Source organism: Heyndrickxia acidicola (assembly GCF_001636425.1).
GTDB lineage: Bacteria > Bacillota > Bacilli > Bacillales > Bacillaceae_C > Bacillus_AE > Bacillus_AE acidicola.
In genome coordinates, this window is sequence record NZ_KV440953.1 from 3,415,415 (window position 1) to 3,441,712 (window position 26,298).

Genomic DNA, 26,298 nt, shown 5'->3' on the forward strand with positions numbered 1-26,298 from the left:
TTTATTGGAGGTAATGGAAAATGCGTGGAATGGGAAATATGCAAAATATGATGAAACAAATGCAAAAAATGCAAAAAAAGATGGCAGAAGCTCAGGAAGAACTGGGAGATAAAAGAATTGAAGGAACTGCAGGCGGCGGTATGGTTACAGTTATTGTTTCAGGACATAAGGAAATCGTAGAAGTTAATATAAAAGAAGAAGTAGTAGACCCTGAAGATATTGAAATGCTGCAGGATTTAGTATTGGCTGCTACCAATGATGCATTAAAGAAAGCGGATGAGTTGACAAATCAAACAATGGGACAGTTTACGAAAGGGCTAAACATCCCAGGCTTCTAAGGGGAAAAAGATATGCATTATCCTGAACCGATAACAAGGCTGATAGATAGCTTTATGAAGTTGCCAGGGATCGGGCCGAAAACAGCTGCCCGACTGGCATTTTTTGTACTGAGTATGAAAGAGGATACGGTATTGGACTTCGCCAAGGCACTTGTTAATGCGAAAAGAAACCTTGGATATTGTTCTGTCTGCGGCCATATTACGGACCAGGATCCTTGTTATATTTGTGAAGACCCAAGAAGGGACCGCAGTGTAATATGTGTCGTACAGGATCCGAAAGACGTAATTGCGATGGAAAAGATGAAGGAATTCAATGGCTTGTATCATGTGCTGCACGGAGCAATCTCTCCTATGGATGGAATCGGTCCGGAAGACATTAATGTCCCTGACTTATTAAAAAGGCTCCAGGATGAGACTGTTCAGGAAGTAATCTTAGCTACAAATCCCAATATCGAAGGTGAAGCTACCGCTATGTATATCTCTAGACTGCTTAAGCCATCTGGAATTAAAGTAACGCGGATTGCCCATGGCCTTCCAGTTGGAGGAGACCTGGAATACGCGGATGAGGTCACCTTATCTAAAGCGCTAGAGGGAAGAAGAGAAGTATAAGCGAACGGAGTGGAGTCGTTTGTTTGGCAAAAGAAAGAAATTGCGAGAGGAATTTGATCGGAAATTGATTGATTTAATGTCAACAGCGAAGGACGATTGGATTCAACAAAAGTCTTTATCTGAAATCAGTTTTGATTATAATGATGAGCTAAATTATTATAAATTGTCTGCTGAAGCAAAATACTTCTTTTTATTTAAAGAGGCAAAGCATAGAAATATAAGAATCAAATTATGATTGCTCCCCTTATTTCTGTTCTTTTTGGACAATCCCTTCATAGAATGGATAGTACAAAAAGAGGAAATAAGGGGTGTTTTTTATTGAATCCTACTGTAGTAATTGCAGGTATAATTGGGCTGATATTAATTCTGCTTCTAGCAGGATCAAAAGGGAAGCCGCTGAAGCTTGTAGGGCAAATCTCTATTCGATTAATAATTGGAGCGATTTTTTTATTTTTTTTAAACCAATTGGGGGGGCAGTTCGGAATACATGTACCTATTAATGGAGTTACTACCTGTATCTCAGGGTTTTTAGGTATACCTGGTGTAATCGGCCTGACAATAATCCAAACATGGATCCTGAATAATTAGGTGAAATTAAGGCTCATCCATATTTAAAGCTTAGGATGGGCTAAAATTATGTAACTTGTATTGACATTGGTCATTTTAGTTGGTATTATTATAAACGTCGCTGTAATAGAGGGAAGTAAATGCTAAATTGTTTTTTTGCAAAAAAAGTATTGACCTCGTACATATGACGTGATAATATATAAAAGTCGCTGAGTTAAGCGATTCGAGAATTGATCTTTGAAAACTGAACGAAACAGAAACGTCAACGTTAATTTTTTGTCTTATATAGACAACAGCTTTAAGAGCTAAATCAACTCTTTTTTGGAGAGTTTGATCCTGGCTCAGGACGAACGCTGGCGGCGTGCCTAATACATGCAAGTCGAGCGAATCAATTGGGAGCTTGCTCCCTTTTGGTTAGCGGCGGACGGGTGAGTAACACGTGGGTAACCTGCCTGTAAGACTGGGATAACTCCGGGAAACCGGGGCTAATACCGGATAACTTCTTCCTCCGCATGGGGGAATATTGAAAGATGGCTTCGGCTATCACTTACAGATGGACCCGCGGCGCATTAGCTAGTTGGTGAGGTAACGGCTCACCAAGGCAACGATGCGTAGCCGACCTGAGAGGGTGATCGGCCACACTGGGACTGAGACACGGCCCAGACTCCTACGGGAGGCAGCAGTAGGGAATCTTCCGCAATGGACGAAAGTCTGACGGAGCAACGCCGCGTGAGTGATGAAGGTTTTCGGATCGTAAAACTCTGTTGTTAGGGAAGAACAAGTACCGTTCGAATAGGGCGGTACCTTGACGGTACCTAACCAGAAAGCCACGGCTAACTACGTGCCAGCAGCCGCGGTAATACGTAGGTGGCAAGCGTTGTCCGGAATTATTGGGCGTAAAGCGCGCGCAGGCGGTTTCTTAAGTCTGATGTGAAAGCCCACGGCTCAACCGTGGAGGGTCATTGGAAACTGGGAGACTTGAGTGCAGAAGAGGAGAGTGGAATTCCACGTGTAGCGGTGAAATGCGTAGATATGTGGAGGAACACCAGTGGCGAAGGCGACTCTCTGGTCTGTAACTGACGCTGAGGCGCGAAAGCGTGGGGAGCGAACAGGATTAGATACCCTGGTAGTCCACGCCGTAAACGATGAGTGCTAAGTGTTAGAGGGTTTCCGCCCTTTAGTGCTGCAGCTAACGCATTAAGCACTCCGCCTGGGGAGTACGGCCGCAAGGCTGAAACTCAAAGGAATTGACGGGGGCCCGCACAAGCGGTGGAGCATGTGGTTTAATTCGAAGCAACGCGAAGAACCTTACCAGGTCTTGACATCCTCTGACAACCCTAGAGATAGGGCTTTCCCCTTCGGGGGACAGAGTGACAGGTGGTGCATGGTTGTCGTCAGCTCGTGTCGTGAGATGTTGGGTTAAGTCCCGCAACGAGCGCAACCCTTGACCTTAGTTGCCAGCATTCAGTTGGGCACTCTAGGGTGACTGCCGGTGACAAACCGGAGGAAGGTGGGGATGACGTCAAATCATCATGCCCCTTATGACCTGGGCTACACACGTGCTACAATGGATGGTACAAAGGGCTGCAAGACCGCGAGGTTTAGCCAATCCCATAAAACCATTCTCAGTTCGGATTGTAGGCTGCAACTCGCCTACATGAAGCCGGAATCGCTAGTAATCGCGGATCAGCATGCCGCGGTGAATACGTTCCCGGGCCTTGTACACACCGCCCGTCACACCACGAGAGTTTGTAACACCCGAAGTCGGTGAGGTAACCTTTTGGAGCCAGCCGCCGAAGGTGGGACAGATGATTGGGGTGAAGTCGTAACAAGGTAGCCGTATCGGAAGGTGCGGCTGGATCACCTCCTTTCTAAGGAAAATGAAGCTTCGCTTCATAAAAAGACGTTTCTGTTTTTGTTTAGTTTTGAGGGAACTATCTCTCAAAACCATCAAACGAATCAGCAGCAAGAAGGTCGAGGAAGCGAACGAGCGATCACCGGAACGTATGACAATACGTGAGGATGAGAGTGAGTGAAGCTGACGAAGAGATTCGAAGTTGATCATTCGTTTGAGTATTGTTCCTTGAAAACTAGATATTGAGAATAACCAAGCAAATAACCGAGAATCGCCACTTTATGGATTTTTTCCATTTTAGTAGTAAAAACCTTTTATAGGTTAAGTTAGTAAGGGCGCACGGTGGATGCCTTGGCACTAGGAGCCGATGAAGGACGGTACTAACACCGATATGCTTCGGGGAGCTGTAAGTAAGCTTTGATCCGGAGATTTCCGAATGGGGAAACCCACTGCCCGTAATGGGGTAGTATCTTTACCTGAATACATAGGGTACTGAAGGCAGACCCGGGGAACTGAAACATCTAAGTACCCGGAGGAAGAGAAAGCAATTGCGATTTCCTGAGTAGCGGCGAGCGAAACGGAATTAGCCCAAACCAAGAGGCTTGCCTCTTGGGGTTGTAGGACACTCTATACGGAGTTACAAAGGAACGAGGTAAATGAAGAGGTCTGGAAAGGCCCGTCAAAGAAGGTAACAACCCTGTAGTTGAAACTTCGTTCCCTCTTGAGTGTATCCTGAGTACGGCGGGACACGTGAAATCCCGTCGGAAGCTGGGAGGACCATCTCCCAAGGCTAAATACTCCCTAGTGACCGATAGTGAACCAGTACCGTGAGGGAAAGGTGAAAAGCACCCCGGAAGGGGAGTGAAAGAGATCCTGAAACCGTGTGCCTACAAGTAGTCAAAGCCCTATGCATTTATGCAGGGTAATGGCGTGCCTTTTGTAGAATGAACCGGCGAGTTACGATTTCATGCAAGGTTAAGCTGATAAGGCGGAGCCGCAGCGAAAGCGAGTCTGAATAGGGCGAATGAGTATGAGGTCGTAGACCCGAAACCAGGTGATCTACCCATGTCCAGGGTGAAGGTAAGGTAACACTTACTGGAGGCCCGAACCCACGCACGTTGAAAAGTGCGGGGATGAGGTGTGGGTAGCGGAGAAATTCCAATCGAACCTGGAGATAGCTGGTTCTCTCCGAAATAGCTTTAGGGCTAGCCTCAAGAGAAGAGTATTGGAGGTAGAGCACTGTTTGGACTAGGGGCCCTCATCGGGTTACCGAATTCAGACAAACTCCGAATGCCAAATACTTATTCTTGGGAGTCAGACTGTGAGTGATAAGATCCATGGTCAAAAGGGAAACAGCCCAGACCACCAGCTAAGGTCCCAAAGTATACGTTAAGTGGAAAAGGATGTGGAGTTGCTTAGACAACCAGGATGTTGGCTTAGAAGCAGCCACCATTTAAAGAGTGCGTAATAGCTCACTGGTCGAGTGACTCTGCGCCGAAAATGTACCGGGGCTAAACGTATCACCGAAGCTGTGGATTGACACCGTAGGTGTCAGTGGTAGGAGAGCGTTCTAAGGGCGTTGAAGCTAGACCGTAAGGACTGGTGGAGCGCTTAGAAGTGAGAATGCCGGTATGAGTAGCGAAAGAAGGGTGAGAATCCCTTCCACCGAATGCCTAAGGTTTCCTGAGGAAGGCTCGTCCGCTCAGGGTTAGTCGGGACCTAAGCCGAGGCCGAAAGGCGTAGGCGATGGACAACAGGTTGATATTCCTGTACCACCTCTTTTCCGTTTGAGTGATGGGGGGACGCAGGAGGATAGGGTAAGCACGGCGCTGGATTGCCGTGTCCAAGCAGTTAGGCTGATGATGAGGCAAATCCTTATCATTAAAGCGGAGCTGTGATGGCGAGGGAAATATAGTACCGAAGTTCCTGATTCCACACTGCCAAGAAAAGCCTCTAGCGAGGAAAAAGGTGCCCGTACCGCAAACCGACACAGGTAGGCGAGGAGAGAATCCTAAGGTGAGCGAGAGAACTCTCGTTAAGGAACTCGGCAAAATGACCCCGTAACTTCGGGAGAAGGGGTGCTCTGGTAGGGTGCAAGCCCGAGAGAGCCGCAGTGAATAGGCCCAGGCGACTGTTTAGCAAAAACACAGGTCTCTGCGAAGCCGCAAGGCGAAGTATAGGGGCTGACGCCTGCCCGGTGCTGGAAGGTTAAGGAGAGGGGTTAGCGCAAGCGAAGCTCTGAACTGAAGCCCCAGTAAACGGCGGCCGTAACTATAACGGTCCTAAGGTAGCGAAATTCCTTGTCAGGTAAGTTCTGACCCGCACGAAAGGCGTAACGATCTGGGCACTGTCTCAACGAGAGACTCGGTGAAATTATAGTACCTGTGAAGATGCAGGTTACCCGCGACAGGACGGAAAGACCCCGTGGAGCTTTACTGCAGCTTGATATTGAATTTTGGTACAACTTGTACAGGATAGGTAGGAGCCTTTGAAGCCGGAGCGCCAGCTTCGGTGGAGGCGTCGGTGGGATACTACCCTGGTTGTATTGAAATTCTAACCCGCACCCCTGATCGGGGTGGGAGACAGTGTCAGGCAGGCAGTTTGACTGGGGCGGTCGCCTCCTAAAGAGTAACGGAGGCGCCCAAAGGTTCCCTCAGAATGGTTGGAAATCATTCGCAGAGTGTAAAGGCACAAGGGAGCTTGACTGCGAGACCTACAAGTCGAGCAGGGACGAAAGTCGGGCTTAGTGATCCGGTGGTTCCGCATGGAAGGGCCATCGCTCAACGGATAAAAGCTACCCCGGGGATAACAGGCTTATCTCCCCCAAGAGTCCACATCGACGGGGAGGTTTGGCACCTCGATGTCGGCTCATCGCATCCTGGGGCTGTAGTCGGTCCCAAGGGTTGGGCTGTTCGCCCATTAAAGCGGTACGCGAGCTGGGTTCAGAACGTCGTGAGACAGTTCGGTCCCTATCCGTCGTGGGCGTAGGAAATTTGAGAGGAGCTGTCCTTAGTACGAGAGGACCGGGATGGACGCACCGCTGGTGTACCAGTTGTCTTGCCAAAGGCATCGCTGGGTAGCTATGTGCGGAAGGGATAAGTGCTGAAAGCATCTAAGCATGAAGCCCCCCTCAAGATGAGATTTCCCATAGCGCAAGCTAGTAAGATCCCTGAAAGATGATCAGGTTGATAGGTTCGAGGTGGAAGTGTGGCGACACATGGAGCTGACGAATACTAATCGATCGAGGACTTAACCAATAACGATTCAACGTTTTACTTACTTCTTTATCTAGTTTTGAGGGAACAATACCTCAACAGTTTCATAGTCCGGTAATTATGGCGAGAAGGTCACACCCGTTCCCATCCCGAACACGGAAGTTAAGCTTCTCAGCGCCGATGGTAGTTGGGGGCTGTCCCCCTGTGAGAGTAGGACATTGCCGGGCACTTTTAAACACCATAGATGAAATTCTGTGGTGTTTTTGTATTTCTTATTTTCACTGGAAAGCTACTCCAGGTTTGGACATTATACTTTACTTAAGAAGTTGGCTATCCCCAAAATAACTTCATTACGAGTTCAAAGCATAAAGCTAAACCATTCTCTGGTAATAGTTATTGTCTTATCGCTATGGGAGAAAGTTGAATACAGCGTTGATTGCAACGAAAGGCACGAGATTCCTGCTTAGAAATGTGTGTAAGGAGGGCACCTCTACCGCCCGCGGAAAGCGGATGCCTGCAGTCAATATCAACAAGCAAAATTAACAGTGCCAAGAATTTAATAAAGACATACACCCAGTTAAAGAAAAAATCATATTGTATATTATATGGATTATGTTTTCAGCTGTATGAAGAGAATTTTTTTCCCCATTAAAGTTATTCTGAATAAAAAGAACTGTTCTAATAAAGACCGCCTATATAGAGCTAGTCCTAACTAGTTTAGAACAAAAAATTTAGAAATTTGTATACAATCGATGTTTTTGGGGAAACTGGTGACTGTGGAGGTGTAGAAATGGATACGGTGGCAGTTCAAAAAACAACATTAGAAAAATGCATTGTTTGTGATGAAAAGAAATTAACAGGAATTCATCTTTTTACTTCGTTTATTTGCTCGGATTGTGAAAGGGATATGGTGAATACCGATACTAGTGATCCTAAATATAAATATTATATCGATCGGCTAAAAAGTGTAAAACGGTCGTAAACTTTTCTTAATCAAGCTATAAAGATAAGCTTGTTTTTTTTGCTATTTAAATTGAAATTAGTTTGTACTTATGGCTGTATTCGAATGCTCTTCACAAGTTTTAATATTGAATATATATTTAAAATGATATTTCTGTATCCCGTAGCAACAATGTTTACGAAAAGAGCCTTTCTTATAAATCGGCTATTGATTTCCGCTGCAGGCACTCGCTTTCCGCGGGGCAGACAGGGAGCCTCCTCGGCGCAATTTGCGCCTGTGGGGTCTCCTTTTGCCTGTTTGTCCCGCAGGAGTCTCGTGTCTTCCGCTCCAATCATCAGAGTAAAATCTTAAATTCAACATATATAATTTGAATTTATATATTGATAACTTGTTTCAAACAAATAATCTAAAGAAGAGAAGAGAAGAGAAGAGAAGAGAAGAGAAGAGAAGAGAAGAGAAGAGAAGAGAAGAGAAGAGCAAGTGCTTTGCTCATTAGTTTTACGGATTTCGAGTTTTTGCCTGAGATAAATGAAACATAGGGTGGTAATTTCACGAGCTGATAACCCTGCAAACCCGCGGAATTCGCATGCCTGCAGCGGATATTAACACAGGCAGCATTATCAGAGCCTAAAGGAGTTTATCCGTACTAATGACGGATTTAATTTAACAAAGCAGGACGATTATTTTTTATCTAAAAGTTCATCCGCCTTTCAGCGCAATCTCCGCTATAGTAATATAAAAAAAGATTAAAAAATGTGAGGGATTAGCGTAATGAATCAAGAAATTCTGCCAATATATAATGCAATAAACAAGTTTAAACAGAAATCTCCGATATCCTTTCATGTGCCGGGGCATAAAAATGGCTTCTTAATTGATGAGAAATTTAAAAATATAAAGCCATTCCTTGAAAACGATATAACTGAGTTGACAGGATTGGATGACCTTCATTCTCCTGAGGGTGCTATAAAAGAAGCGATGGAGCTTTTAACGGATTATTATGGTACTGTAAAAAGTTATTTTCTCGTTAACGGAAGTACCGTCGGGAACCTGGCGATGATACTTTCTGTATGCCGTGAAGGAGATTATGTGATGGTTCAGCGTAATTGCCATAAGTCGATTTTAAATGCTCTTAAACTGGCAAAGGTTCAACCTCTTTTTATTTATCCGGAAATTGATGATGTGCTGGGAATGGCAGGAGGAATAGACCCTCAATTACTCAAGAATACATTTGAAAAATATAAAGAAATAAAAGCAATTATTGCTACATATCCTAACTATTACGGAAAAACCTATGACTTAAAGGAAATAATAGATCTTGCTCACCATTATGAGATTCCTGTGCTTGTAGACGAAGCACACGGAGCTCATTTTCGTTTAGGAGACCCATTTCCTCCATCTGCGGTGGAGCTTGGGGCAGACATGGTGGTGCATTCTGCACATAAAACACTGCCGGCTATGACTATGGGCTCTTATTTGCATGTAAATAGCGGCAGAATATCGATTCCAAAGGTAGAAGAGTATTTAGGGATATTGCAGTCAAGCAGCCCATCCTATCCGATAATGCTATCCCTTGATTTTTCACGATATTTTTTAGCAAACTTCAGCGGGGAAGATATCGAATACACCCTCCAAACTATTCAAAGATTTGTTGATGGAGTAAAAAGATTAAGTCCTTTAAAAATAAAACAAGATAAAAAAGGTGATCCATTAAAAGTCTCTATCTATATGGAGGGGGTTTCCGGATTTGAATTGCAAAGGATGCTGGAGGAGCAGGGAGTGTACGGAGAACTGGCCGATCCTTATCAAGTGCTGTACATATTACCACTGTTAAAAAAAGGGACAGCCTATCCTTATGCGGATGCCCTTCTTCGTATTCAAGCTGCAGTAGAAAAGAACATGCCTGTAACAAAAGGCATAACGGTTAAAAATGAAATCGACTCTTCTTTTATACGTTCTATCAAACCAATGGCATTAACTTATAAAGAAATGGAATCAACACCTAAGGAAACCATTCCACTGCTGCATTCGATAGACCGCATAGCAGCTGAAACGGTTATTCCTTATCCGCCAGGAATTCCAATTCTAATGCCGGGGGAAGAAATAACAAATAAGCATATTCAAGAGATTTGCAGGCTTTTGGAAGTCAACGCAAACTTCCAAGGGGATTCCCAGCAGCTTAAAAAGGGAGCCATTCAAGTTTTTTGTTGATTCTTTATGAAACACAGACATCTTTATAGTATACTAAAACAATGAATGAATGGAACGGCGGAGGTTTGGCATGCAGGGTATATTTATTACAGTTGAAGGTCCGGAAGGTGCAGGAAAGACTACAGTTTTAGCAGAAGCAGCAACGCAGCTGCAGAATAAGGGCTTGGACATTGTTCTAACGAGGGAGCCAGGAGGCATTCGGATTGCTGAACAAATACGTCAAGTCATTTTGAATACGGAAAATACTGAAATGGATGGCAGGACGGAAGCTCTCTTGTATGCAGCTGCACGCAGACAGCATCTTGTAGAAAAGGTTATACCTGCATTGGATAGAGGTGCTATTGTTCTTTGTGACCGATTTATTGATAGCTCGCTGGCGTATCAGGGCTTTGCCCGGGGATTAGGCATACAAGAGGTATATGCCATTAATCAGTTTGCCACTCAGGGAATCATGCCTGATTTAACCCTTTACTTTGACGTAGATATTGAACTGGGTTTAAAAAGAATTGAACAAAATAATAAAAGAGAAATTAATCGGCTTGATTTAGAGGCCATTGATTTTCATTCCAGGGTGAAAGCTGGATTTGAAAACATAATAGAAACATTTTCAGATCGAATTCAAAGAGTAGATGCAAACAAATCCTTTGAAGAAGTTTGTACCGAAGTGATGGAAAAGATTACGCAGAAGTTGAATGAAAAAGGAATACTAGTTTGAAAATAAGACCTTGAGGGAATATATTCTTCAAGGTTTTTGTTATTATGTCGATTATAAAATGGAAATGATCATTTCCATTTTATAAAGGTCTATTAATTGGAGTAGATTGTAAAAAGAAATACATATATACTATAAAAAATCAATGTTATAATAAGAGAACTAATAACAAATCCCGAATATTTAAAAATGAGGACTCTGTTAATGATCAATGTTGATTGGAGCGTAAGGCGCGAGACTCATGGCGCCCACGGAAAGCGAGTGAATCAACAGGCAGGATTAACAGAGCAAAAAATGAAAAGAACATGGAGAATTATTCAGGGGGGATCAGTATGAAGTTAATATTAGCAGTTGTACAAGACCAGGATAGCCAGCATTTAATGAGTGCATTAGTGGAACATAATTTTAGGGTGACCAAGCTTGCTACGACAGGTGGATTTCTTAAATCCGGAAATACAACCTTCATGATTGGTACAGAAGATATAAGAGTGGATAAAGCTTTACAGGTTATTCGTGATAATTGCAAATCGAGAGACCAGCTTGTTACTCCTGTTTCTCCTATGGGCGGTGCTGCTGATTCCTATATACCATATCCAGTGGAAATTGAAGTGGGCGGTGCAACCGTTTTTGTTCTTCCTGTTGAGCAATTCCATCAATTTTAAGGGTGCTAAATATGAAAATCGAACAAGAGACTAGGATAGGAATTAATAATAAACAGCCTGATCAAAAAAACATCGGAGCCAAAGCCTCCACCTTTACATCACTTGTTGAAACTCAGCGGCAAAAGATGCAATATAACCAGCTGCAAGATATGCTGGTGGAAATAGATCATGCAGGGGAGCGCTTAGTACGCTCCCGTACATTTAAAGATTTGGCAAAGTATAAAACGATGGTTAAAAAATTTATGAAAGAAACTGTGGATTTTGGAATGAATTTAAAGCAGTCTCATTCATGGAACCAGTTTGGAGAGGGCAGAAAATTAAAGCTCGTTGAAACCATTGACCAGCATCTGGTGGATCTAACGGATGAGTTTCTTAAAAAGGATAAGCCGTCTATTGATTTACTGGGGAAGGTAGGAGAAATTAAAGGACTACTAATTAATTTATATACGTAAGAGAGTGATGGAATTGACAGTTACATGGGATGAACTGAAAAATGTTCAGCCACTTGCGGCAAAGGTCCTGAAGAATGGGATACTAAAAAAACGCCTTGCCCACGCTTATCTTTTTGAAGGAGAAAGAGGCACCGGGAAACAGGAGGCTGGCGTCCTATTGGCGAAAAGCCTTTTTTGTCTCGAACCGCAGGATAGCATCAATCCATGCGGAGGATGTACAAATTGCAGGAGAATAGAGAATGGAAATCATCCTGATGTCCATTTTGTTGAGCCCGACGGCCTTTCTATTAAAAAAGAGCAGATACGAAACCTGCAGCAGGAATTTGCCAAATCCGGAGTGGAATCGAAAAAGAAATTATATATGGTTGTCCATGCTGATAAAATGACTATAAATGCAGCAAACAGTTTGCTGAAATTCTTAGAGGAACCCAATTCAGAGACGATTGCTATTTTAATAACGGAGCAGATACAGAGAATTCTGCCCACCATCCTTTCAAGGTGCCAAGTTGTATCTTTTAAACCATTTCCCTCACACTATTTAAAGACAAAGCTTTTAGAAAGTGGAGTCAACCCAAATATTTCCCTATTACTTTCCACTATTACCAATAATAAACAGGAAGCGATTCTATTAAATAATGATGAGTGGTTTGCACAAGCTCGAATTTTAGTGTTAAAATTGTATGAGGCCTTGAAAAAGGACTCTTTGTATGCGATGGTATCGTTACAGGAGGACTGGATAAGCCATTTTAGTGAAAAACAGCAACTAGATCTTGGACTAGATTTATTGCTTTACATTTATAAAGATCTTCTCTCCCATCAAATTGGAGACGAGGAACAGCTTTTATATCCTGACAGACAAAGTGAATTTGAAGCGGATTCACTCCAATTATCGCCCCGTTCCTTATCCGAAAAAATGACAGCGATTTTAGAGGCAAAACGGAAATTAAACGCGAATATGAATCCTCAGCTATTGATGGAACAGCTCGTGTTAAAATTGCAGGAGGGATCAACCGTTGTTTAATGTTGTAGGTGTACGCTTTAAAAAGGCGGGCAAGGTTTATTATTTTGATCCAGATGACCTCTCGATTCAAAAAAATGACTCAGTCATAGTCGAAACAGCCAGGGGAATAGAGTACGGAAAGGTCGTTACTGACTGCAAAACAGTTGGTGAAAATGATGTAGTACTGCCTCTAAAAAAAGTGATCCGGCTTGCGGACCAGAAGGATCATATGGTCGTGGACGAAAATAAAATTGCTGCTAAAGAAGCCTATAGAGTTTGTAGTGAGAAAATTATTGAACACCATCTTGATATGAAACTGGTAGATGTTGAATATACATTTGACCGGAATAAAGTTATTTTTTATTTTACCGCGGATGGAAGGGTCGATTTTCGTGAGCTAGTTAAGGATTTGGCTGCTATTTTTAGAACGAGAATCGAGCTTCGTCAAATTGGTGTCAGGGATGAAGCAAAAATGCTAGGCGGAATAGGACCTTGTGGAAGGATGCTTTGCTGCTCCACTTTTCTGGGGGATTTTGAGCCTGTATCCATAAAGATGGCCAAGGATCAAAACTTATCCCTTAATCCAACAAAAATTTCTGGTCTTTGTGGACGTTTAATGTGCTGCTTAAAGTATGAGAATGATGAATACGAAGCAGCGAAAGAAGAACTTCCGGATATTGGTGAGATTATAGGAACACCTCATGGATCTGGAAAGGTAGTTGGGTTGAATATTTTAGAAAGAATATTACAAATAGAATTATCAGATCCTCAGCGGGTGATTGAATTCACTTTGAGTGAATTATCCAATAAAGGTACAGTATCATTCCAGGCCATGGATTAATGGGGTGGGGTTTATGGATAGGAAAGAATTTTTCGATTCAGTCAGCAATATGGAAGCTCAAATTGGCGCTCTTTATCAAAAGCTGGGTGAATTAAAGGAATATCTAGCCGAAATACTTGAAGAGAATAATTCATTAAAGCTAGAGAATGAACATTTAAGACGCCGGCTGGAATTTAAAGAAAAGAAAACCATAAACCAAGCAGACAATGAGTCGAAGGGAAAAGGCGGAAGGAAAGCGTCAGAATTAGAAAAAGAAATGGACATTGGTGAGGGATATGATAATCTGGCGAGGCTTTATCAGGAAGGATTTCATATTTGCAATGTACATTTTGGCAGTCCAAGAAAAGATGAGGATTGTTTATTTTGTCTTTCCTTTTTAAATAAAAAATAACTGCTTCTTTTTTCATAGGGGCTCTGTATAAAATTGAAGTTGATTTTAGTCCTATGTTGACTGGAACGGATACGCGAGACTCTTGCTTAGAATAGTGTGTTAGGGGAGATCTCGCAGCATGCGCGGAAACCAACAGGCAAGATGAACAGAGCCTATATATAAGGTAAAACAGCCTTCCTTACAGTTGGGAAGGCTGTTTTTAACGGATGCAACAAAGCATCACAAATAGAATTTTCCTTTTGCTATCAAAATGTAAGGATTGTTTTTGGAGGTATATATGGTTGAACTAAAAGGTGATGAGAGGCTGGATTATTTGTTAGCCGAAAATTTAAGAATTATTCAAAGCCCAACCGTCTTTTCCTTTTCTCTTGATGCTGTTTTACTCGCCCGATTTGCTTATTTGCCTATTCAGAGAGGGAACATAATTGATTTATGTACAGGAAATGGTGTTGTTCCTCTATTGGTCAGTAAAAGAACAAAAGGTACTATAACAGGCGTCGAAATACAGGAAAGACTTTATGATATGGCTGTTAGGAGTATAGAATATAACCATTTGGAAAATCAAATTAATATGATTCACGGGGATATCAAGGATTTGCCTGGCGCAATCGGCTATGGGAAATTTGATGCTCTAACCTGTAATCCTCCTTATTTTTTAACACCGGAAAATAGCATTATTAATGAGAATGAACACTTTGCTATAGCCCGGCATGAAATCTTATGTACATTGGAGGATGTCATTCGTGTCAGCAGCCAACTTCTTCATCAGGGAGGAAAAGCAGCCTTTGTACATCGGCCAGGCAGACTAATGGATATTCTCTCTTTAATGAGACAATATCGGCTTGAGCCTAAAAGACTTCGTTTTGTCTATCCTCGTGAAGGAAAGGAGGCCAATACGATTCTGGTTGAAGGAACAAAGGACGGAAGCCGTGATTTGAAAATATTGCCGCCGCTATTCGTTTATACTAAGGAAAATGAGTATACCGATGAGGTAAAAGAAATGCTATTCGGTACAAATGAGTAAGGGACCAGGATAAATTCGAAAGAGGTAGATGAACATGATCGAACAGCAAAAAAGCTTTGAAGGCGAAGAGGATAAAGGCATTTTATATTTAGTCCCTACTCCGATAGGGAATCTGGAAGACATGACATTCAGGGCAATCAGGCTCATGAAGGAAGCCGATGTGATTGCAGCGGAGGATACCAGAAATACGAAAAAGCTTTGTAATTATTTTGAAATTCATACTCCTATCGTCAGCTATCATGAACATAATAAAGAGCAAAGTGCATCTTCTATCCTTGCCAGGCTGCAAAAAGGTGAAAAGGTTGCACTTGTAAGTGATGCAGGTATGCCATCCATCTCCGACCCAGGTTATGAACTTGTTGTAGAGGCTATAAATGAGGGGCTGACCGTTGTTCCTTTGCCGGGAGCGAATGCTGCACTAACTGCACTGATAGCTTCTGGACTTCCTCCTCAGCCCTTTTATTTTTATGGTTTTTTACATCGAGGAAAAAGAGAAAAGAAGGAGCAGCTAGAAGAACTGAAGAATCAGAAAGCTACCTTCATTCTGTATGAATCACCGCACCGACTAAAAGAGACGCTAAAACTTATGCTTGAAATTGTGGGGAACCGCCAGATTGTCCTTTGCAGAGAATTAACCAAAAGGTATGAAGAGTTTTTAAGAGGAGATATTGAAACTGCCTTGAATTGGGCAAGTGACAATGAGGTTCGAGGCGAGTTTTGTTTAATTGTCGAGGGGAATAAAAATGAAGCAGAGTCTAGCAGTGAAGAATGGTGGACAGGACTTACTATTCTAGAACAAGTGAATATGTATATGGAGAAGCAGCAGCTCACTTCAAAAGAAGCGATAAAACAAACAGCGATTGACAGGAATATGCCAAAGCGTGAAGTCTATCAGCTATACCATGTGGAATAAAATAAGCATCTCTGATATCAGAGATGCTTATTTCTGTAGAACGATTATTTTGCAGCTGTGAAAAGATGTTGAATTTCTTGTAAAAGCTGTTCAGCACCTTCACGGCTAAGCACTAATTTTCCGCCAGCAAGCTGTACGTTGTTATCAGAAACTTCACCAGTGATATGGCAAGTCATGCTTGGCTTATATTTTTTTAAGATAATTTTTTCATCATCAACGTAAATTTCAAGAGCATCTTTTTCAGCAATACCTAATGTACGGCGCAGTTCAATTGGAATTACCACACGGCCTAATTCATCAACTTTACGAACGATACCTGTAGATTTCATAAAATGATTCTCCTCTCAACATGTTTCTCTATTTATAAGTCGTCAATTTTCGACATTTTTTTCAGGGCTGTACTTATCATACCAACGATTCCCATATTCGTCAATAATTAATTTGGAGTGTTAATTAGTAGGAATATAAGCTCAAAACCTTGCTGTATCAAGGTTTTGAGCGGAAGGGTAAAGCTGAAATTACTATATCTGATATAGAATTGTAAAGTAACTGTAAAAATTACTACTTACTTTTTCGACAAAACTGGGCAGGACTGTAAACGGTTGTCGATTAACAGGAAAAAGGTTGTCATAGTTGCAAAAAGAATAAAAGTTAGGTATATTTTGGTGGTATAAGAGGTTATGATGGAATAATAGTGTACAAATTAAGGTCATGCCCAAACTGGCATTAGAAAACTCTCTTCCGTTGGGCGAGAGTTTTTCTGTATAAAGATAAGGATTAAAAGACAGACTTGGTTTCTTATGAAGCAGTTACTTTAAAAAAGGTGGGATTACATTGAAGGAAAAGCTTAAAACATTTTATATTACAACACCTATATATTATCCAAGCGGCAATCTGCATATTGGACATGCCTATACAACTGTAGCCGGTGATGCTATGGCTCGATATAAAAGAATGCGCGGATATGATGTTATGTATCTGACAGGAACAGATGAACATGGTCAAAAGATCCAGCGGAAAGCTGAAGAAAAAGGAATTACACCACAGCAATATGTTGATGAAATTGTTTCTGGTATTCAAGATCTATGGAAAAAGCTTGATATCTCAAATGATGATTTTATTCGAACAACTGAAGACCGCCATAAAAAAGCAGTAGAGAAGATCTTTCAAAAGTTGATGGAAAAAGGGGATATTTACCTTGATCAGTATGAAGGCTGGTACTGTACACCGTGTGAATCCTTTTTTACAGAAAGACAGCTAGTCAATGGCAATTGCCCGGATTGCGGACGTCCTGTGGAAAAAGTAAAAGAGGAATCCTACTTCTTTAGAATGGGCAAATATGTAGACAGGCTTTTAAAATATTATGAAGAAAATCCTGATTTTATTCAGCCTGAATCAAGGAAGAACGAAATGATTAATAACTTCCTTAAGCCAGGTCTTGAGGACTTAGCTGTTTCGCGTACAACCTTTGACTGGGGAATTAAAGTACCGGGAAATCCTAAGCACGTTATTTATGTCTGGATAGATGCTTTATCCAATTATATTACAGCACTTGGATATGGAAGTGACGATGATTCCAATTATCTAAAATACTGGCCTGCAGATGTTCATTTAGTGGGAAAGGAAATTGTGCGATTCCATACCATCTATTGGCCTATCATGCTAATGGCATTAGATTTGCCGCTTCCTAAAAAGGTTTTTGCTCATGGCTGGCTATTAATGAAAGATGGAAAAATGTCAAAATCAAAAGGAAATGTCATTGATCCGGTTACTCTTATTAACCGATATGGTTTAGATGCATTGCGCTATTACTTATTACGTGAGGTTCCATTTGGAGCAGACGGCGTATTTACTCCGGAAGGATTTGTAGAAAGAATTAATTTTGACCTTGCGAATGATTTAGGAAATCTACTAAACAGAACGGTCGCAATGATAAATAAATATTTTAATGGTGAGATTCCTGCGTTTAACGGATCACAAAGTGAATACTCAAAACAATTAATAGACGCACAAGTAAATGTTGTTAAAAAGTATGAAGATTCTCTGGAAAACATGGAGTTTTCAGTGGCACTCTCCTCTATATGGGAACTGATCAGCCGCTCTAATAAATACATTGACGAGACGCAGCCTTGGGTATTGGCAAGGGAGGAAGCAAGAAGAGATGAATTGGCTGAAGTGATGGCCCATTTAGCTGAATCCTTACGTTATGTAGCCGTGCTATTACAGCCATTCTTAACTTCAACACCAAAGAAAATCTTTGAACAGCTGAACATTCACGACGATGCATTAAAATCTTGGGAAAGCCTTGAAGAATTTGGAGCCATTCCTGCAGGAACAAAGGTTGTTGAGAAAGGAGAACCGATATTCCCTCGTTTAGACCTCCAAGTTGAAGTAGATTATATTAAAGAGCAAATGGCAGGTCCTTCTGCTCCCGCTGAAGAAAAGAAAGAAGAGAAAAAAGAAGAAAGCCAGTCATTTGCTGAAATATCCATTGATGATTTTATGAAAATTGAACTGCGCGTAGCAGAAGTCATTCAAGCAGATCCGGTAAAAAAAGCGGATAAATTGCTTAAGCTTCAATTGGACTTAGGATATGAAAAAAGGCAGGTTGTATCTGGTATTGCTCAATTCTATAAACCTGAAGAGCTTGTTGGCCGTAAAGTAATATGCATAGCGAATCTTAAACCAGTCAAACTCCGTGGTGAACTATCACAGGGTATGATTTTAGCCGGTGAAAAAGATGGGGTTTTATCTGTTGCCAGTGTTGATCAGTCCCTTCCTAATGGTTCAATTGTAAAGTAAATGTAATAATTGGTAATTAGATGTAACATAACTGGGAAATTGAATAAATGAAAACAACATAGGGGTGTTTCACGTGGAACAAATGTCGACGTGAACCTCTATGTTTTTTCTTTTTTCCTTAAGGCTTTATAAATGTTATGGCAGACTATGCTGACGAAGAATGGAGAAATAGGGAAAATAAAAGAGACGCTCACCTAGCGAAACATTTGTTATTGAACTGAAAAGCTAAATAGAGGAATTATATTATAAAATATACCTATTAAGGAGAGTTTTTACTATGTTATTCGATACGCATGTCCACTTGAATGATGAACAATTTAAAGAGGATCTGGCAGAAGTGATTCAACGTGCTAAGGAGCATGGGGTTGAAAAGATGGTGGTAGTAGGATTTGACAGGCCTACTATTACGAGGGCGATGGAATTGATAGAGCAATACGATTTTTTATATGCAAGTATTGGCTGGCATCCAGTGGATGCGATTGATATGAAAGAAGACGATCTTAAGTGGATAGAGGAGCTGTGCAGTCATCCTAAGGTTGTGGCATTGGGTGAAATGGGATTGGATTATCACTGGGACAAATCACCAAAGGATATTCAAAAAGAAGTTTTCCGCAAACAAATTCAATTAGCAAGAAAAGTTAAGCTTCCAATTATTATTCATAATCGGGAGGCGACACAAGATATTATTGATATTTTGAAAGAAGAGCATGCCCAGGAGGTTGGCGGCATTATGCATTGTTTCAGCGGCAGTGCAGAAACAGCCAAAGTATGTGTTGATATGAATTTTTATATTTCTTTAGGCGGTCCTGTTACCTTTAAAAATGCTAAAAAACCTAAAGAAGTAGCTGTTGAGGTACCATTCGATCGTCTTTTAATTGAGACTGACTGCCCCTATTTAGCGCCTCATCCTTATAGAGGAAAGCGCAATGAACCGGGGTATGTCAAATTAGTTGCTGAACAAATTGCTGAGTTAAGAGGAGTAACGCTTGAAGAGGTAGCAAAACAAACAACAGAAAATGCAAAAAAACTTTTTGGAATTCAGGGATAAAGAAAGAAGCACTCCGAAATACCGCGGCATGAACATACACTTTCCTGCGTGTTCATGTCGTTTTCTACAATGAGGAATGAAAAACGATATACTTTGAATCTGACTGCTAGAAGGAGGCGTTTTTGTCATGGAAAGCACGAATGTCCGTATTTCAAGTTTATTAAGCAGACGAAGTTTCGCTATTTTGTTCACTAGTTTCCTCGCTTTTTTTATTACTTATGGATTCTTCTGTTATCAGGGAAGCGAAAAGACAGTGGCGATGTCTTTAAATGGCCAAAAAAAGTTAATTAAAACAAATGCTCAGACAATCAGAGACATGTTAAATGAACTTAATATGAAGATTAGTCCAAATGATCGTCTTTCACTATCCTTGAATACAAGAATTAATAAGGATTTAGCCTTTGAAGTTCAAACCGCCCATAAGATTACCGTCATTATAAAGGGGAAGGAACAGACCTTTTATACGTTAGCCCGTACAGTCAACGAGGCTTTAAATATGGTTAATATAAAACCGGGTATACATAATAGTATTTATCCAGACGGTAGCCATTCCATTTCCTCTAATATGAAGATTGAGGTTAAACAAGATTTTCCGTTTCTTTTAGTTAACGGAAGTAAAAAGAAAATCGTATGGTCCGCTTCGGCAACTGTCGCTGACTTTTTAGAGCAACAAGGTATTCAATTAAATCAGCTAAATGAGGTAGAGCCTGGGTTATTTCAGCCTTTAAAAGAGTATCAGACTGTAACAATCAAAAAGGTTCCAAAAGTCAGCGATGTTGTGGAAGAGCCTGTTTATTTTACTGCTGTAGGAAGCAGTAACGCAGAAATTACGCAGGGCATAAAAGAAATGGTTCAGTATAGGGAAAATACTGCAGCACAAAATACATATGAAGTAATGATTGAAAATGTAAAAGAAATAAAGCGTTCATTAACCGGAACAAGTATAGACAAAAGGAACAGGTCTAAGCCTAGAATGGGGGCAAGAAAGACTGAGAGCCAAGCACTGTCTTCTGTTAACACAGGGGGAGAAGAAATCTACGTGATAGCAACCGCCTATACAGGGGACTGCAGCGGTTGTTCAGGATATACAGCAACCGGGATTAATCTGAGGGATAATCCGAACATGAAGCTTATAGCCGTTGACCCCAGTGTCATTCCTCTGGGATCCAAAGTGTATGTAGAAGGATACGGATATGCTCTCGCTGGAGATACTGGCGGAGGAATAAAAGGGAATAGGATTGACGTCTTCTTTAATTCGAATTCTTCAGCCTGCCAGTGGGGTGTCAAAAGACTAAAAGTGCAAATCGTCAAATAAGATCATTTTTATGTCAAATCGTAACTGAGTTTATGAAAAAGAGCAAAAAATAAAGAACAGAGGCAAAAAAGCAGCACTACCCGCTCATAATAGAAAGAAATCTTTTTCTCTTGGGGTCAGTTTATTTCAGCTGACCCTTTGCTTATGCATGCCAGTGGCGTATTATTTTCAATAAAGACTCGTTAAAGGCTTTTTTTGCATAGATTTGTATGGATATATCTTTGTCTACCTGCCTATTTTAATAAGCCATTCACAAGTTTTAATCTAAACTTTTAATCGTTTTTTGTGTCAAATAGCAACAAAGTTTACGAAAAAGCCATGGTAAAAAACGAGCAGTATCAATATAGAATTTTTTTCACAGTGCCTTCGATAAAGTTTATTTTACTGGGAGATTTGTTTTTCTTTTACAATAAGCAATACTATAATAGAGAAAGTGCAAATGGAACTTGAATTGAATCCAAGAGTTCTGCCTGGAGGTTGGAATGAAGTTAAGAGAAATTATTGTGGTAGAAGGAAAAGACGATACAACGGCCATTAGAAGAGCCGTAGATGCAGATACAATCGAAACAAACGGCTCCGCTGTTTCAAAAGAAACGATAGAGAAAATAAAATTAGCCCAGGAAAAAAGAGGAGTCATCATTTTTACAGATCCTGATTTTCCTGGCGAAAAAATTCGTAAGACGATTAGTGATGAGGTCCCAGGGTGCAAACATGCATTTCTGGAAAAAAAAGAGGCGAAGCCAGCTTCCGGAAGAGGAATTGGTGTGGAGCATGCACAGCCTGAAGCCATTAGAGCTGCTTTGAAAAATGCTCACCTAATGGAATCGGAAATAGAAGAAATGATTACTCAGGAGGATTTAATTACAGCAGGGTTAGTTGGAGGGAGTAAAGCGAGATCCAGGAGGGAACGGTTAGGCGATTTATTGAAAATTGGGTATACAAATGGAAAACAGCTTCACAAACGCCTTTTAATGTTCCAAATAAGTAAAGAGGCATTTGCTGAAGCTCTAGCTAGAGTGCTACAGGAGGAAGAACATGAATAAGGATATTGCCACCCCGATTAGAACGAAAGAGATTTTAAATAAATACGGATTTTCCTTTAAGAAAAGCTTAGGACAAAATTTTTTGGTAGATCCCAATATTTTAAAGAAAATTACGGAATTTGCTGAGCTGACGGATCAATCTGGAGCTATCGAAATTGGTCCCGGAATTGGAGCATTAACGGAGCATCTTGCAAGGGCGAGCAAGAAGGTAGTAGCATTTGAAATTGACCAGCGCCTGCTGCCCATATTAGACGATACATTATCCCCGTATGGTAATGTTAAAATTATTCACCAGGACGTTTTAAAAGCCGATGTAAGCGAAATGATTCAGGAAGAGTTCCAGCAAGTGAAGGATTTAATGGTTGTGGCTAATTTGCCATATTATGTTACAACGCCGATTATTATGAAACTGCTGGAAGAAAGGCTTCCAATTAGGGGAATTGTGGTTATGCTTCAAAAAGAGGTCGCTGATCGGATTTCTGCTAAGCCGGGAACAAAGGATTACGGCTCTTTATCTATTGCTATTCAATATTATACAAAAGCAGAAGCCGTTATGATTGTACCAAAGACAGTATTTATGCCCCAGCCAAATGTAGATTCAGCTGTTATTCGTTTAACCAAGAGAGAACAGCCCGCAGCGCAGGTTACCAACGAAGAATTTTTCTTTTCTGTTACACGTGCGGCATTTGCTCAGCGAAGGAAGACGATTTTAAATAATCTCACAAGCCAGCTGCCGGATGGAAAAGAGAAAAAACAGCAAATCATTGATATTTTAGAAGAGGTAAATATTGAACCTTCCCGCAGAGGCGAGACATTGAGTATTCAAGAGTTTGCTGATTTAAGCAATGAGCTGTACCCTTTATTTAAAAGTAAATAATCTGGAATGTAATCCCCGCTCTATTCTGGCAGTGGGGATTTTTGTGATTTTTTTTGCTCCTTTTATTACTATAGCCTTTCAGCTGTGCTGAAAGGCGTGTGAAACGGCTGTTTCACACGAATGAACAATAAGCATTGTTTTTTGCAGCCGCCTTGATTAATCATAGTGTTTATCCCCTCTGCACCAATTTCAAGGGGATGCATAGCCTATGGGTAGGAACAGTTATTGATACTTATCCATTTTTGTGATGGAGTTGACCATTGTGAATGTACAAATCAATTCAATTGTTGGAAGAATGTCGTATCATTGTGATCTTTTATTTAGAGTCATTGATATAAAAATGAAGGATGGGAAAAAAATAGCAGTATTATATGGGGAGGATCTCCGCTTAATGGCAGATTCTCCATTTGAAGACCTGGTACCTATTGATCCTGATCAACGTTCTAGAATTTCCGAGGAGTATCGGTCATTAGAGGAACAATCCTTCGAGCTGTTTCAACAGGATATCCACCTCCTTCGACAAAAACAGGAATATCAGGCGACCCATGGATATAACCAGGAAATGAGCATATTTCAGATCCCCGGACGAGTACTCCACCTTGATGGAGACCCCAATTATTTAAAAAAATGCCTTGATCTATACGAGAAAGTTGGATTGACTGTTTATGGAGTGCATTGCTATGAAAAAGATATGCCCAGCCAGGTTGTACCATTAATTGAAAAGTATCGGCCGGATATTTTGGTCATTACGGGGCATGATGCCTATACAAAGTCCAAGGGATTGAAATCAGATTTAAATGCATATCGGCATTCTAAATACTTTGTAAAAACGGTCAGAGAGGCCAGAAGGAAAGTTCCTCATTTAGACCAGCTGGTTATTTTTGCGGGAGCATGCCAATCACATTTTGAGTCCCTTATTCATGCGGGAGCTAACTTTGCAAGTTCTCCCCAGCGGGTGAATATCCATGCATTAGATCCTGTCTATATTGTAGCGAAAATTAGCTATACCTCCTTTATGGAGCAGATCAATGTGTGGGATGTTTTACGAAATACACTGACTGGGGAAAAGGGTCTGGGAGGCATTGAAACAAAAGGTGTTCTAAGAACAGGGATGCCGTATAAACCGATCACCGAAGAGTAAGAAAAAAACACTAATGGATTACATTAGTGTTTTTTGATCGTTTCGGAAAGGATAAAATGCTAAACCTGTGAATATTTTTCTCTGTCCAGCTCCAGCGCCTATCAGCTAGCGAATGATCAAGGGGCTTACGATTTTCTTATGTTCCTATTGAGGTTATTTCCATTTCTTAGTTGGGTAATGATTGTTTGAGGCTCTTTTCGTAAACTTAATTGAGCGCCTGAAATGGAAATCAACAGTCAAGATAAAATGAGTTTAAAATAAATAAATAATTGGCAATAAAGCGGGAATACTAACATTGTAAAAAAAAGCATTATTTTGTAGAGCAAAATGTATTGACAGGATATTTGTTTCATTGATAAAATAATTTATTTGTTTGACCGAAGCTACATAATATGTTATACTATTCACAGTGAGGTGGAGCGAAATGCCAAAAACATTAACTGACATTAAAAAATCACTGGACTCAAATCTGGGTAAACGATTAATGTTAAAAGCGAATGGTGGTCGAAGAAAAACGATTGAACGTTCTGGCGTTTTGGCAGAAACTTATCCATCAGTTTTTGTCGTCGAATTAGATCAAGAGGAAAATGCGTTTGAACGTGTTTCCTATAGCTATGCAGATGTATTAACAGAAACGGTACAACTTACCTTCTTTGAAAAACAACAGGAAATTTAATATTTAGAAGCAGTAGACACCGTGTTTGCTGCTTTTTTTCTTTTGATTAGGTCTTTTGGTAAACTTTGTTGTTATTTACTTGAAAAATGAATGTGTCCGCTTGCCATTTCTTATCGAATAGATATTTCTTCAAATGGATATCATCCCCGAAAATAGAGAGTGAAAAGGTGACGCATACTACAAATGCGGCATAACTAAGGGGGAATTCGTAATGGGCAGACGAAGAGGCATTATGTCTGATCAATTAAAGGAAGAGTTAGCCAAGGAACTGGGGTTTTATGATGTCGTCCAAAATGAGGGATGGGGCGGCATTAAAGCAAGAGATGCCGGAAATATGGTGAAAAGAGCAATTGAAATTGCTGAAATGCAATTAGCTAACAGCGCCAGAGAATAAAAATCCTTTATATATAACGAATAACATCGATATGCCGCAAGGCCGGGTGACACCCGGCCTTTTTTTAAGGAAAGAATAAAATTTTAAAAAATAGCCTCCTAACTCCATACCCTATCGGATGAGCAAGGCGCTTGTGCCTTCCTTAAAGGTTGTTTTTGGATTATATGCAGATTCAATTCTTCAGCTACCTTCTACTCTTCCCTTTCCTAAAGAGGCAAACGCAGAGAAGAACCCATCAGGGAAATCAATAAAAAATACAATCCTTGAGACATTGCCAAGTATTAAACGTTTTGTGGTAAAATAGGACAAACAACATGTGGTGTAGCCACGACCGGAAAATATATGGATTGATTAGAGTAGGTGGATTAGTTGAAGCTATTAATAAAGGCACCGGCAAAAATAAACTTAACATTGGATGTTCTACATAAACGTGAAGATGGTTACCATGAGGTAGAAATGGTCATGACAACAGTAGATCTGTCGGATCGAATAGAATTGTCGGACATAAGGGAGAACGAGATTCAGGTAGTGTCTCAAAATCGTTTTGTTCCTGACGATCAAAGAAACCTTGCGTACCAGGCCGCGCATCTTGTGAAAAATCGTTATGGCATCCAAAGAGGGGTATCAATTGGGATTGATAAGATGATTCCCGTGGCTGCCGGACTTGCAGGGGGCAGCAGTGACGCTGCAGCAACCTTAAGAGGGTTGAACAGAATGTGGGATTTGGGATTGTCTATTGATGAACTGGCAGAATTGGGAGCAGAAATTGGATCGGATGTTTCTTTTTGCGTATATGGAGGCACAGCTCTTGCAAAAGGAAGAGGAGAAAAGATTACACATTTGCCAGCCCCTCCAAACTGCTGGGTAATATTAGCGAAGCCATCCGTTGGGGTCTCTACTGCGGATGTTTATCGGAATTTAGATCTTACCAGAATACAGCACCCAAATACCAAAGGAATGATTGAGGCACTTGAACAGAGCAGTTACGAAGGCATTTGCAAGTATACGGGGAATGTATTGGAAAGCGTTACCTTGAAAACGAACCCTGAGGTGCTGCAAATTAAGGAACAGATGGAACGCTTTGGCGCAGATGCAGTTCTAATGAGCGGAAGCGGCCCGACCGTTTTCGGGCTTGTCCAATATGAGTCTCGTCTTCAAAGAATCTATAATGGTCTTAGGGGCTTTTGTGATCAAGTCTTTGTTGTCAGAATGCTTGGAGATCGGTTTACTTGCTAAGAAAAGCTGACTCGATTT

24 protein-coding genes, 3 rRNA genes and 1 pseudogene are annotated in these 26,298 nt (G+C 41.0%); 27 read left to right on the forward strand and 1 reads right to left on the reverse strand.

Annotated elements, in window-relative coordinates; translation table 11 throughout:
* Positions 1-20: 20 nt before the first annotated feature.
* From A5N88_RS15870 to rsmI, 18 genes are all read left to right on the forward strand, one after another.
* Complete coding sequence (locus A5N88_RS15870; protein ID WP_066267785.1) at positions 21-338, forward strand: YbaB/EbfC family nucleoid-associated protein; 318 nt, start codon at positions 21-23, stop codon at positions 336-338.
* A gap of 12 nt (positions 339-350) precedes the next feature.
* On the forward strand, positions 351-947 hold the full coding sequence (gene recR / locus A5N88_RS15875; protein ID WP_066267786.1) for a recombination mediator RecR: 597 nt from the start codon (positions 351-353) through the stop codon (positions 945-947).
* 19 nt (positions 948-966) lie between these two features.
* Positions 967-1,182: a YaaL family protein gene (locus A5N88_RS15880; RefSeq protein ID WP_066267793.1), complete on the forward strand. Its 216-nt coding sequence runs from the start codon at positions 967-969 to the stop codon at positions 1,180-1,182.
* Positions 1,183-1,265: 83 nt separating this feature from the next.
* Positions 1,266-1,535: a pro-sigmaK processing inhibitor BofA family protein gene (locus A5N88_RS15885; RefSeq protein WP_066270607.1), complete on the forward strand. Its 270-nt coding sequence runs from the start codon at positions 1,266-1,268 to the stop codon at positions 1,533-1,535.
* Between the two features lie 297 nt (positions 1,536-1,832).
* Positions 1,833-3,385 (forward strand): 16S ribosomal RNA (locus A5N88_RS15890).
* 303 nt (positions 3,386-3,688) lie between these two features.
* Positions 3,689-6,626: ribosomal RNA gene (locus A5N88_RS15895) — 23S ribosomal RNA — on the forward strand.
* A 68-nt stretch (positions 6,627-6,694) separates the two neighbouring features.
* Positions 6,695-6,811: ribosomal RNA gene (gene rrf, locus A5N88_RS15900) — 5S ribosomal RNA — on the forward strand.
* The 16S, 23S and 5S rRNA genes sit together here, the layout of an rRNA operon.
* A 563-nt stretch (positions 6,812-7,374) precedes the next feature.
* On the forward strand, positions 7,375-7,566 hold the full coding sequence (locus A5N88_RS15905) for a sigma factor G inhibitor Gin (RefSeq protein WP_066267795.1): 192 nt from the start codon (positions 7,375-7,377) through the stop codon (positions 7,564-7,566).
* Positions 7,567-8,316: 750 nt separating this feature from the next.
* The gene (locus tag A5N88_RS15915; RefSeq protein ID WP_066267799.1) at positions 8,317-9,753 is read left to right on the forward strand and encodes an aminotransferase class I/II-fold pyridoxal phosphate-dependent enzyme; all 1,437 of its coding nucleotides are present in this window, start codon (positions 8,317-8,319) and stop codon (positions 9,751-9,753) included.
* A 70-nt stretch (positions 9,754-9,823) separates the two neighbouring features.
* Positions 9,824-10,468: a dTMP kinase gene (gene tmk, locus A5N88_RS15920; RefSeq protein WP_066267802.1), complete on the forward strand. Its 645-nt coding sequence runs from the start codon at positions 9,824-9,826 to the stop codon at positions 10,466-10,468.
* A 201-nt stretch (positions 10,469-10,669) separates the two neighbouring features.
* On the forward strand, positions 10,670-10,801 hold the full coding sequence (locus A5N88_RS26190; protein WP_260525565.1) for a hypothetical protein: 132 nt from the start codon (positions 10,670-10,672) through the stop codon (positions 10,799-10,801).
* Entirely contained in the window at positions 10,798-11,127 is a 330-nt protein-coding gene (gene darA / locus A5N88_RS15925; protein ID WP_066267803.1) for a cyclic di-AMP receptor DarA, read from the forward strand. Before A5N88_RS26190 ends, darA begins: the two co-directional genes overlap by 4 nt.
* Positions 11,128-11,138: 11 nt before the next feature.
* Entirely contained in the window at positions 11,139-11,579 is a 441-nt protein-coding gene (locus A5N88_RS15930) for a YaaR family protein (protein ID WP_066267804.1), read from the forward strand.
* Between the two features lie 7 nt (positions 11,580-11,586).
* Positions 11,587-12,600: a DNA polymerase III subunit delta' gene (gene holB, locus A5N88_RS15935; protein ID WP_066267809.1), complete on the forward strand. Its 1,014-nt coding sequence runs from the start codon at positions 11,587-11,589 to the stop codon at positions 12,598-12,600.
* Positions 12,593-13,420, forward strand: a complete 828-nt coding sequence (locus tag A5N88_RS15940) for a PSP1 domain-containing protein (protein ID WP_066267811.1) — start codon at positions 12,593-12,595, stop codon at positions 13,418-13,420. The genes holB and A5N88_RS15940 overlap by 8 nt, the downstream gene beginning before the upstream one ends.
* 13 nt (positions 13,421-13,433) lie before the next feature.
* Positions 13,434-13,811 (forward strand): DNA replication initiation control protein YabA, encoded by a 378-nt coding sequence (yabA, locus tag A5N88_RS15945; RefSeq protein ID WP_066267812.1) that lies wholly within the window; start codon positions 13,434-13,436, stop codon positions 13,809-13,811.
* Between the two features lie 277 nt (positions 13,812-14,088).
* The gene (locus tag A5N88_RS15950) at positions 14,089-14,835 is read left to right on the forward strand and encodes a tRNA1(Val) (adenine(37)-N6)-methyltransferase (protein ID WP_066267813.1); all 747 of its coding nucleotides are present in this window, start codon (positions 14,089-14,091) and stop codon (positions 14,833-14,835) included.
* Positions 14,836-14,863: 28 nt separating this feature from the next.
* Positions 14,864-15,748 (forward strand): 16S rRNA (cytidine(1402)-2'-O)-methyltransferase, encoded by an 885-nt coding sequence (gene rsmI, locus A5N88_RS15955; protein ID WP_198160303.1) that lies wholly within the window; start codon positions 14,864-14,866, stop codon positions 15,746-15,748.
* Between the two features lie 44 nt (positions 15,749-15,792).
* Here the strand turns inward: rsmI and abrB are convergent, their stop codons facing one another.
* Positions 15,793-16,077, reverse strand: a complete 285-nt coding sequence (gene abrB / locus A5N88_RS15960) for a transition state genes transcriptional regulator AbrB (protein ID WP_066267814.1) — start codon at positions 16,075-16,077, stop codon at positions 15,793-15,795.
* Between the two features lie 493 nt (positions 16,078-16,570).
* Between abrB and metG the strand changes: the two are divergent.
* The 9 genes and pseudogenes from metG to ispE all read left to right on the forward strand — a co-directional run.
* Positions 16,571-18,550 (forward strand): annotated as a pseudogene (metG, locus tag A5N88_RS15965) (methionine--tRNA ligase); the annotation flags it as partial.
* Between the two features lie 277 nt (positions 18,551-18,827).
* Entirely contained in the window at positions 18,828-19,598 is a 771-nt protein-coding gene (locus A5N88_RS15970) for a TatD family hydrolase (RefSeq protein ID WP_066267817.1), read from the forward strand.
* Between the two features lie 127 nt (positions 19,599-19,725).
* The gene (locus A5N88_RS26295; RefSeq protein ID WP_066267819.1) at positions 19,726-20,913 is read left to right on the forward strand and encodes a G5 and 3D domain-containing protein; all 1,188 of its coding nucleotides are present in this window, start codon (positions 19,726-19,728) and stop codon (positions 20,911-20,913) included.
* A gap of 482 nt (positions 20,914-21,395) precedes the next feature.
* Positions 21,396-21,956: a ribonuclease M5 gene (gene rnmV / locus A5N88_RS15980; protein WP_066267821.1), complete on the forward strand. Its 561-nt coding sequence runs from the start codon at positions 21,396-21,398 to the stop codon at positions 21,954-21,956.
* A complete protein-coding gene (rsmA, locus tag A5N88_RS15985) occupies positions 21,949-22,833 on the forward strand; it encodes a 16S rRNA (adenine(1518)-N(6)/adenine(1519)-N(6))-dimethyltransferase RsmA (RefSeq protein ID WP_066267823.1) in 885 nt (294 codons plus the stop codon). The genes rnmV and rsmA overlap by 8 nt, the downstream gene beginning before the upstream one ends.
* 247 nt (positions 22,834-23,080) lie before the next feature.
* On the forward strand, positions 23,081-23,974 hold the full coding sequence (gene yabG, locus A5N88_RS15990) for a sporulation peptidase YabG (RefSeq protein WP_066267824.1): 894 nt from the start codon (positions 23,081-23,083) through the stop codon (positions 23,972-23,974).
* A gap of 424 nt (positions 23,975-24,398) precedes the next feature.
* The gene (veg, locus tag A5N88_RS15995; RefSeq protein ID WP_066267825.1) at positions 24,399-24,650 is read left to right on the forward strand and encodes a biofilm formation stimulator Veg; all 252 of its coding nucleotides are present in this window, start codon (positions 24,399-24,401) and stop codon (positions 24,648-24,650) included.
* A 211-nt stretch (positions 24,651-24,861) separates the two neighbouring features.
* Positions 24,862-25,044 carry a small, acid-soluble spore protein, alpha/beta type gene (locus A5N88_RS16000; protein ID WP_066267827.1) on the forward strand — a complete coding sequence of 61 codons (183 nt, stop codon included), beginning with the start codon at positions 24,862-24,864 and terminating at the stop codon, positions 25,042-25,044.
* Positions 25,045-25,413: 369 nt separating this feature from the next.
* Complete coding sequence (gene ispE, locus A5N88_RS16005) at positions 25,414-26,280, forward strand: 4-(cytidine 5'-diphospho)-2-C-methyl-D-erythritol kinase (protein ID WP_066267829.1); 867 nt, start codon at positions 25,414-25,416, stop codon at positions 26,278-26,280.
* The last annotated feature ends 18 nt before the right edge of the window (positions 26,281-26,298 follow it).